The sequence below is a fragment of the Sphingomonas sp. genome (genome assembly GCF_031380695.1).
In the GTDB taxonomy this organism is placed as follows: Bacteria; Pseudomonadota; Alphaproteobacteria; order Sphingomonadales; family Sphingomonadaceae; genus Sphingomicrobium.
This window is the reverse complement of sequence record NZ_JANMWY010000307.1, coordinates 1-8,162: the sequence shown is the minus strand read 5'-3', so window position 1 is coordinate 8,162 and position 8,162 is coordinate 1. Positions and strand designations below refer to the sequence as shown.

The window sequence follows — 8,162 nt, the reverse complement described above, 5'->3', positions numbered from 1 at the left end:
CGGCTAATGGTGACGCTAGGCCGCGATGTCGTACGGTGTAATTTCGCCGGACAGGTAGAGGTTGCGGGCCTTGGTGCGGGAAAGCTTGCCCGAACTGGTGCGGGGCAGGGTGCGCGGCGGGACCAGCTCGACCACCGGGGTGATGCCGGTGATCGCGCGGACGCGCTCGCGGATGTCGTCGCGCAGCCGGCCGCGCTCGCCCGGGTCGGATATGCGGCAATGGACCAGGACGGCGGGGGTTTCCTCGCCGCTGGTTCCGGTAATGGCGAAGGCGGCGATGTCGCCGGACTTGAAGCCGGGCAGCTGCTCGACCGCCCACTCGATGTCCTGCGGCCAATGGTTACGGCCGTTGATGATGATCATGTCCTTCGCCCGGCCGACGATGAAGATGTAGCCGCCCGAGAGATAACCCATGTCGCCGGTGTCGAGCCAGCCGTCGGCGGTCAGGCAGGCGTCGGTCGATGCCTGATCGCGGAAATAGCCGACCATGACACTGGTGCCGCGACAATAAAGCTTGCCGATGCCGCGGTCGGGCAGAATCGCGCCCGCACCGTCGCGCACCTCGACCTCCATCCCATCGACGGGGCGGCCGCAATTGACGATCGCGCGATAGCGGCGCGGGCGTTCCTGCGCGGGCGTGCCGACGCCGGACAATTCGCTTTCCTCGACCAACTCGAGCCGGATGCCCTCGCCCGGCGGCATCAGCGAGACCGCCAGCGTCGCTTCGGCCAGGCCATAGCTGGGACAGAAGGCGCTGGCCTTGAACCCGGCGTCGGCGAAACCGTCGACGAACGCCTGCATGACGTCGGGGCGGATCATGTCGGCGCCGTTACCGGCGATGCGCCAGCGCGATAGGTCGAAGCGGTCTTCGACGCGGGTCAGGCTCGACAGGCGGCGCGAGCAGATGTCGTAGCCGAACGAGGGGGAATAGCTGACCGTCGTCCCCGGATTGCGGGTGATGAGGTCGAGCCAGGCGAGCGGACGGCGGGCGAAATCCTCGGTCTTGAGATAGTCGACCGACAGCTGGTTGGCGACCGGCGAGAGCATGCAGCCGACGAGCCCCATGTCATGGTACCACGGCAGCCAGCTGATCACGCGGTCGTCATTGCCCATCGCCAGGCCCAAGCCGTGCGAGCGTAAATTTGCCAGCAGCGAGCGATGGGTGACGGCGACGCCATGGGGAAAGCGGGTCGATCCGCTGCTGTACTGGAGGTAGCCGATCTCGTCGGGGTCCTGCGCGGGTAAGGGTTGCTCGCTGGGGACGATGTCGTCGAGCATATCCCACTGGCGCGCGGGAACGCCGAGCGCGGTCGCTGCCTCGCCGGCGAATTCGGCGAGCTCGGGCGGGAACAGGAACAGCTTGGGGTCGCTGCTGCCGAGCATGACCTTGAGCTGTTCGACATAGGCATCACGCCCGCCGAAGCTGGTCGGCAGGGGCAACGGCACCGGCCACACCCCAGCGTAGATCGCGCCGAAGAAACAGGCGGCGAATTCCTTGCCGGTCTCGGCCACCAGCGCGAGGCGATCACCTTGGACCAGGCCGAGCGCCATGAAGCGGCGGGCCAGGTCGAGCGCATCACGGCGCAGCTCGGAATAGGGATAGGGGGTGTCAAGCGTGCCGCGCGCGTCGTGGAAGTTCATGCCGCGCTTACCCTTAGCGGCGTAATCGAGCGCTTCGCCCAAGGTCGTGAAGTCCGAGATGCGGCGCGGTAGGTCGTCCCAGGTCGGGGTCGCGCCGGCGGGACCGAGGTCGGAAGCGGTGGTTTCGAGCACAGGGGCATCCTGATCAATGGGGCCGGCCGGTCCGCGCACCGGGCGTTCCCCGGCATGCGTTACGACGCGCATGGTGAATGCGAATGGAGTGTGGCACAAACAAGGCGTGAAGCCGCCCCGATCCGGTCCCCGGCCGCGACCCCCTCTCACCGCGGCGAAGCTCGACGAGCTGGCGCTGCATTATGTCGGGCGGTTCGCGACGTCGAAGGGCAAGCTGGTCGACTATCTGCGGCGCAAGGTGCGCGAGCGTGGGTGGGAGGGCGAGCAGGTGGCCAACCCGGTCGCAATCGCCGAGCGGCTGGCGGGGTTCGGCTATGTCGACGATGCGGCGTTCGCTTTGTCGAAGGCGCGGGCGCTGGGCGGGCGCGGCTATGGTGCGCGGCGCGTCGGACAGGTGCTCCACGCCGCCAGAATCAACGAGGATGACGGCGCAGCGGCGCGCGACCTGGCCGAGCAGGGGAAGGTCGATGCCGCGCTCAGGATGGCGCGCAAGCGGCGGGTCGGACCCTATGCCACCGCGCCATTGGATCCCGTGCAGCGAGAGAAGGCGATTGGCGGGATGCTTCGCGCCGGGCACGGCTTTGCGCTGGCGCGGGCGATCGTCGCAATGGCTCCGGGTCGGACCCCAAGCCCGGAAGATTTGGCAGATTTGCGTGGCTTATAATTAACGCTAGTTTCATGAAAACTCAAACTGGGTTATGGTCCGGGGGTGAAACGTTCATCGCAACTCGAGGCCGATGAGCCGCTGCCCGCTGGGGATGAGGCGACGATTATGTCCCAGATTCGTCAATCATCTGAAAAAGAACTGGATTCCAGCAGGCAAGACACGGGCGCCGGCCCGGTCGAGATCGAGGGTGAAATCGTCACGGGCGCGATCAAATGGTTTGACGCGACGCGGGGATTCGGATTCCTGATCAGCGATTCGGTTGACGGCGACGTCCTGATCCACTTCAGCGTGTTGAAGGAGCACGGCCGCCGATCGGTGCCCGAGGGCGCGACGATCGAATGCATCTGTTCTCATCAGCAGCGCGGATTTCAGGCGACGAAAATCCTGGCGATCGACCTGTCGACAGCCTTGCCCTCGGAGCCGCGGGCGGCCATGCCGACGGCGGACAGGGCCGATCGGCAGATGCTGGCGGAAGATGCCGGCCCGTTCGTGCCGGTGGAGGTCAAATGGTTCAATCGCGTCAAGGGATACGGGTTTCTGGTCGAGCTGGAAGGCGCGGGTGGGGACGTGTTCATCCATATGGAGACGGTGCGGCGGGCGGGGTTCGCGGACCTGACGCCGGGCGACCATATGCACGCCCGCATCGCGCAAGGCCGCAAGGGGCTGACCGCAGTCGAGCTCGAGGGCTGAGCGGGCGACGATGGTTGACGATGGCCGGCGCGATGCTGGTCGCTGCGCTCGCGGGGTGCCAGCCAGCGGCATCGGACGCCGCCACCAATGCCGCGCCGCCCGCCGCTGCCCCATCATGGCTGGCGCAGCTGCCGTTGACCGTCAGCGGTCACGGCAAAGTTTATCGCTTCGTGGTCGAAGTTGCGGCGACGCCCGCCGATCAGGAGCGCGGCCTGATGTTTCGCGACAAGCTCGCACCCGATGCGGGAATGATCTTTCCGATGCCGCGGCCCGAAGTGGCGACCTTCTGGATGAAGAATACGCTGATCCCGCTCGACTTGGTCTTCGTCCGCGCCGACGGCAAGATCGCCAACATCGCGGCGAATGCAAGGCCGATGAGCCTGGCGCTGATCAGCGCGAGCGAGCCCGTGACGGCAGTGCTGGAGATTGCCGGAGGACGGGCAGCGGAGTTGGGGATTGAGCCAGGCGACAAGGTCAGCTGGCCGCACTGACGCTTCTTCAGTTTTGCTGCTGGCACCGTTCTTTGCTGAGATTCCATCGCGCCAGTTGCACCGGCCCGCCGAACGGGGCAAAGGCGCGGTGCATGGGACTATTCGGCAAATTCTTCTCGGCGACATGGTGGAACGGGGCGACCTTCGGCACCGCGTTCTTCTCGCGCCGCCATGGCAGCCAGGTCGGCAAGGATGCCGCCGGCAACCTCTATTTCCAGCACAAGAATGGCGAGGATAGCCGCCGCTGGGTAATCTACGACGGCAATAACGACGGGAGCCGCGTGCCGCCCATATGGCAGGCATGGCTGAAGGGCACGATCGACGCGCTGCCCGACGAGGCGATGCCGCCGCGTCGCCCGTTCGAGCAGCCGCCGCTGCCTAACCAGACCGGAACCTTCGCCGCCTATAAGCCGGGCGGATCGCTCGGCGGGGGTGGCGTGCGGCCCGCGGCGACCGGCGATTACCAGGCGTGGAAGCCCGAATAGGCGTGACACGCGCCCTCGTTCTGCTGACCGCAACCGTCGCCGTCCTGTCCGGGTGCGATCGCGCCGCGCCGGGCAATGAACAGGCCGCCGCCACGGCCAAGGCCGGTCCACCACCCCAATATGTCGGCGAGACGCCGATGGCCGAGCGGGTCGCGGTGATTGGCCTGCTCAACAAGCGCAACGGCATCGTCCGCAACCTGACGATGAAGCCGGGCGACGCGATCAAGATCCGCGACGCGGTGGTTCGGCTGCGCGCATGCGAGACGACCGCGCCATGGGAATCGCCGCCGCTGACCGGCGCATTCCTGCAGCTCGACGTCGAGCAGCCCGATCATCGTTGGTTCCGGGTCTTCTCGGGCTGGTTGTACAAGGAATCGCCGTCGCTCAACGCGGTGGAGAATCCGGTTTACGATGTCTGGCCCAAGAGCTGCACGATGAAATGGCCGGGCGCGCCGGAGGCTGCTCCGGCGGCACCTGCATCCGCCGCGTCGCCCACCAAGCGGTCGAGCGCGAAGAAGTCCGCGCCGGTCGCCAACGAGCTGGCTGTACCGGAAGCCACTCCCACCGAATCGGTACCGAGCGCCGAGCCGAGCAACGCCACATAGGTGTCACGCGGGACGACCTCCGCCCCGAGCGAGGCGAGATGGTCGGTCATGAACTGGCAGTCGAGCAATGAGAAGCGCCCCGCTCGCAGCCGCGCGATGAGCCACGCCAGCGCGACCTTCGACGCGTCGCGCTCGCGGCTGAACATGCTCTCGCCGAAGAAGGCGCCGCCCAGCTTCACGCCATAGAGTCCGCCGACCAGCGCGTCGCCATGCCACACCTCGACCGAATGGGCATGGCCGGCGGCGTGGAGGCCGAGCGTCGCGCGCTCGATCGTCGAGTTGATCCACGTCTCGTGGCGCTCGGCGCAGGCGAGGACGACCTGATGGAACGCGGTGTCGACGGAGATTCGAAAGCGGTCCGAGCGGACGCGCTTGGCGAGCGAGCGGGAGAGGCGGAAGCGGTCGAGCGGGAGAATCGCGCGGGCGCGTGGCTCGACCCAGAAAATGTCGCCGGCATGACGGCTGTCGGCCATGGGGAAGATCCCGGCCGCATAGCCGCGCAGCAGCAGATGCGGATCGAGCCCGCTCACAGCAGTTTCAGCACCTCGTCTTGCGGGCGGCACAGCGCGACGCCCTTGGCGGTCTCGACCAGCGGGCGGTTGATCAGGATCGGGTGGGCGATCATCGCGTCGAGGATGGCCGCGTCGCTTGCCTCCGTCAGACCCAGCGTGGTCGCGAGCGCTTCCTTGGCGCGCAGGCCGTCGCGGGCAGTGATGCCAGCGCGGGCGTAGAGGCGCTGCAACTCGGCGCGGGTCGGCGGGGTCTTGAGATATTCGATGACGGTGACGTCCGCGCCGGCCTCGTCGAGCAGCGCGAGCGTCTTGCGCGACGTGCCGCAGGCGGGGTTGTGGAGAATGGTGGCCTTCATGCGCCGCTTATAGCAGCGCGCGTCGGCCTAGTGAAACGCTGCGACCGGCTCCACCTTCGGGACCGCGAACAGCCACCACAGGGCGCCAAACGCGGATATGCCGGCGGCGAGGAGGAATGCGGCGACGTAGCTGCCGGTGCGGTCGACGATGGCCCCGGTGATCAGCGGGCCAACGATCCCCGAGGTGTTGCCGATGCCGTTCACCGCCCCGACCCAACTGCCTGAGGCGCGGCGGCCGGCGAAGATCTGCGCGATAGCGTAGGGCTGGGTTCCCGCCGGTCCGGCGCCAGCCCCGGCGAGAAGCAGCCAGCCTTCGATTGAAGCGGTGGTATCGGCCTGCGAGAGGCCGAGAACGGCAATTGCGCTGCACGTCAGCGAGGCGGCGATGAAGGCCTTGCGCAGTCGACCCTCGTCATGACCGGCGTGGACCAGCCGGTCCGAGAGCCAGCCCCACAGCAGGGCGCACACCGCCTGCAGCGCGAACACGCTGGTTGTGATGCCGGTCATCTCCAGGATGCTGAGCCCGCGCTGTTTGACGAGGAAAAGCGGCAGCCAGGCGAGCAGGAAGAAGAAGGCGTAGGTGTTGCAGAAATGGCCGATGCCCATCGTCCACACGGCGCGGCGGCGGAGGATGTCGCGCATCGCCACGCTCGGCTCACGGTGCTGGCCGGCGACATGCCAATGCGTGCGCGAGACAAAATGCCACGGCATCAACCACAGCAGGGTTATCGCACCGAAGATCAGGAAGATCGCCCGCCAGCCATAGTCATTGAGGATGTGTCCCCCGGCCAGCGTCCCGAGCGCCGGACCGGCGGCGAGCGCGGCGGCGACCCAGGCATTGGCGAGCCCGCGCCGCTCCTGCGGCACATGGGCGGCGATCATCTTGGAAATCGAGGGGAAGGCGACGCCCTCGCCGATCCCCAGGCCGATGCGGAGCGCGACCAGCATCGCCAGCCCGGTTGCCGTCGCGGTCAGCATGGTGCTGACCGCCCAGATGGCGAGGCCGACCGCGACCAGTCGATAGACGCAGAAGCGATCGCTCAGCCAGCCGACCGCGAACTGGGCGGGGGCATAGACCCAGGCGAAGGCAGACAAGGCAACGCCGAACTGGAGCGCGGAAAGATGGAACTCATCCTTGAGCCCGGGCGCGGCGATGCCGAGCGCGCCCCGATCGACATAGTTGAGCAGGACGAGCAGCGTGAGGAGCAGGGTCAGCGGCTTCCACCCACCAAGCCGCGCCGTTCCGCCGGGTGCGGTCCTCCCACCCTCGGGCGCGGTCGTGGCCATGCTGATCTCCCCTGCACGCAACCTAGCACGCCGCCCGATCATCGCAAGCGGCGACGCGAGCGGAGCATGCGACGGATAACAGGCTAGGCACGGAACGAAGGCTGTTTGATGTCGTTGCCGGACTGTAACCATCAGTCGTGGCCGAGTGATGTCGCGGCCGGTGCCGAACGCGTGATAATCACCGACAGGAGAAGAGCATGACCAAGATTTTCACCACTGCCCTGCTGGCCGGCACAGCCAGCCTGTCCGCCGGTGCGAGCGGGCAAACCGCCCCGGCCCCGGCCCCGGCACCGATGAGCGGGATGGCAATGGCCGCGCCTGCGCCCGCCGTCGAGAGCCCGCTGGTTGGCGGCGCGATCGGTGGCATTACCAACGCGGTCTGGGCCGACCAGAATAACGACGGCGTGGTCGATGGCTACGTCCAGAACGGGCAATATTATGTCGGTACGCCGGCGGGCTATGACCCGATGTCGCGGCGGGTTGCTGCCGCAGCACCCGGTGCGATGAGCCCGGCTGTGGGCGTCGCGAGCGGTGCGGTGCTCGGCGGCGCGGTCGGGGGGGTTCCTGGCGCAGTGTGGTCCGATAATAATGGTGACGGCCAGGTGGACGGCTATGTCCAGAACGGGCAATATTATCCGGGCGCACCGCAGGCGATGTCGACCGATGGCCCTGCGCCAACCACCATGCCGCCACCCCCCGTCGCCCGCGGGGAGCGCGGCTGAACTTATGATGAGAGCCTGATTCACGCCATCAGCGAAAGAGCAAAGCGCTTTCACCTTAGACGATCAGGCTCTAGGCCGAGCCTTATGGCGAGTGGAGTGAGCAAGTGCAGCGCCGGTCCCCGGTGGGGGTCGGCGTTCGCCGTTCGGGGCATGGCGATCGCGCTGGCGCTAAGCCCGGGCCCGGCGTTGGCCAGGTCCTCGCCGAGCTACCGCGCCGCCCAGAGCGAGGTCGCGGCGTGGCAGCCGGGGCATGCGCCGCTGTGGATCGACGCCGCTGGGCAATTAAAGCCCGAGGCGCGGCAGCTGATCGACTTGGTGCGCGAGACGAAGATCGATGGTCTCGACCCCAAGGCCTATCAAACGGGCAAGCTGGAAGGGGCAATGCGCGGCGCGCTCGGCGGCAATCCGCGCGACCTGGCGAAAGCGGACGCGCTGCTGTCCCAGACGCTCGTCGCTTGGGCGCGCGACATGCGGTCGTTCCGGCCGGGCGAGATGCGCTTTGCCGATCTGGCGGCGATCCCCGGGATTCCGAGCACAGGCCTGATGCTGCAGGCCGCGGCCAAGGCGCCGTCGC

The 8,162-nt window shown here is 67.5% G+C and carries 9 protein-coding genes and 2 pseudogenes; 7 read left to right on the top strand and 4 right to left on the bottom strand.

Annotated features, from left to right (window positions below):
- Nucleotides 1-15 precede the first annotated feature (15 nt).
- Nucleotides 16-1,773 (bottom strand): fatty acyl-AMP ligase, encoded by a 1,758-nt coding sequence (locus RMN84_RS11115; RefSeq protein WP_309612234.1) that lies wholly within the window; start codon nt 1,771-1,773, stop codon nt 16-18.
- Nucleotides 1,774-1,843: 70 nt separating this feature from the next.
- Here RMN84_RS11115 and RMN84_RS11110 point away from each other — a divergent pair, with 70 nt between their 5' ends.
- The 5 genes and pseudogenes from RMN84_RS11110 to RMN84_RS11090 all read left to right on the top strand — a co-directional run.
- On the top strand, nt 1,844-2,437 hold the full coding sequence (locus RMN84_RS11110; protein WP_405051479.1) for a regulatory protein RecX: 594 nt from the start codon (nt 1,844-1,846) through the stop codon (nt 2,435-2,437).
- Nucleotides 2,438-2,545: 108 nt separating this feature from the next.
- Nucleotides 2,546-3,130: a cold shock domain-containing protein gene (locus tag RMN84_RS11105; protein WP_309612232.1), complete on the top strand. Its 585-nt coding sequence runs from the start codon at nt 2,546-2,548 to the stop codon at nt 3,128-3,130.
- Nucleotides 3,131-3,150: 20 nt separating this feature from the next.
- Nucleotides 3,151-3,621 carry a DUF192 domain-containing protein gene (locus tag RMN84_RS11100; RefSeq protein WP_405051480.1) on the top strand — a complete coding sequence of 157 codons (471 nt, stop codon included), beginning with the start codon at nt 3,151-3,153 and terminating at the stop codon, nt 3,619-3,621.
- Between the two features lie 92 nt (nt 3,622-3,713).
- Nucleotides 3,714-4,106, top strand: coding sequence for an NADH:ubiquinone oxidoreductase subunit NDUFA12 (locus tag RMN84_RS11095; RefSeq protein WP_309612230.1), 393 nt, complete (start codon nt 3,714-3,716; stop codon nt 4,104-4,106).
- A 137-nt stretch (nt 4,107-4,243) separates the two neighbouring features.
- Nucleotides 4,244-4,477 (top strand): annotated as a pseudogene (locus RMN84_RS11090) (DUF2155 domain-containing protein); the annotation flags it as partial.
- Between the two features lie 35 nt (nt 4,478-4,512).
- On the opposite strand, the gene aat reads toward RMN84_RS11090, so the two are convergent.
- Genes aat through RMN84_RS11075 form a run of 3 tightly spaced genes read right to left on the bottom strand, consistent with a single transcriptional unit; the run spans nt 4,513 to nt 6,866 of the window.
- A complete protein-coding gene (aat, locus tag RMN84_RS11085; RefSeq protein WP_309612229.1) occupies nt 4,513-5,241 on the bottom strand; it encodes a leucyl/phenylalanyl-tRNA--protein transferase in 729 nt (242 codons plus the stop codon).
- On the bottom strand, nt 5,238-5,579 hold the full coding sequence (arsC, locus tag RMN84_RS11080) for an arsenate reductase (glutaredoxin) (protein WP_309612228.1): 342 nt from the start codon (nt 5,577-5,579) through the stop codon (nt 5,238-5,240). Before arsC ends, aat begins: the two co-directional genes overlap by 4 nt.
- Before the next feature lie 27 nt (nt 5,580-5,606).
- Nucleotides 5,607-6,866, bottom strand: coding sequence for an MFS transporter (locus RMN84_RS11075; RefSeq protein WP_309612227.1), 1,260 nt, complete (start codon nt 6,864-6,866; stop codon nt 5,607-5,609).
- Nucleotides 6,867-7,063: 197 nt separating this feature from the next.
- Between RMN84_RS11075 and RMN84_RS11070 the strand changes: the two genes are divergently transcribed.
- The gene (locus tag RMN84_RS11070; protein ID WP_309612226.1) at nt 7,064-7,588 is read left to right on the top strand and encodes a hypothetical protein; all 525 of its coding nucleotides are present in this window, start codon (nt 7,064-7,066) and stop codon (nt 7,586-7,588) included.
- 96 nt (nt 7,589-7,684) lie between these two features.
- Nucleotides 7,685-8,162: pseudogene (locus tag RMN84_RS11065) on the top strand (hypothetical protein); the annotation flags it as partial.

Coding starts and splice junctions, on each gene's coding strand:
- RMN84_RS11110 (WP_405051479.1), top strand. CDS start 1,844: ATGGTGAATGCGAATGGAGTGTGGCACAAACAAGGCGTGAAGCCGCCC.
- RMN84_RS11105 (WP_309612232.1), top strand. CDS start 2,546: ATGTCCCAGATTCGTCAATCATCTGAAAAAGAACTGGATTCCAGCAGG.
- RMN84_RS11100 (WP_405051480.1), top strand. CDS start 3,151: ATGGCCGGCGCGATGCTGGTCGCTGCGCTCGCGGGGTGCCAGCCAGCG.
- RMN84_RS11095 (WP_309612230.1), top strand. CDS start 3,714: ATGGGACTATTCGGCAAATTCTTCTCGGCGACATGGTGGAACGGGGCG.
- arsC (WP_309612228.1), bottom strand. CDS start 5,579: ATGAAGGCCACCATTCTCCACAACCCCGCCTGCGGCACGTCGCGCAAG.
- RMN84_RS11075 (WP_309612227.1), bottom strand. CDS start 6,866: ATGGCCACGACCGCGCCCGAGGGTGGGAGGACCGCACCCGGCGGAACG.
- RMN84_RS11070 (WP_309612226.1), top strand. CDS start 7,064: ATGACCAAGATTTTCACCACTGCCCTGCTGGCCGGCACAGCCAGCCTG.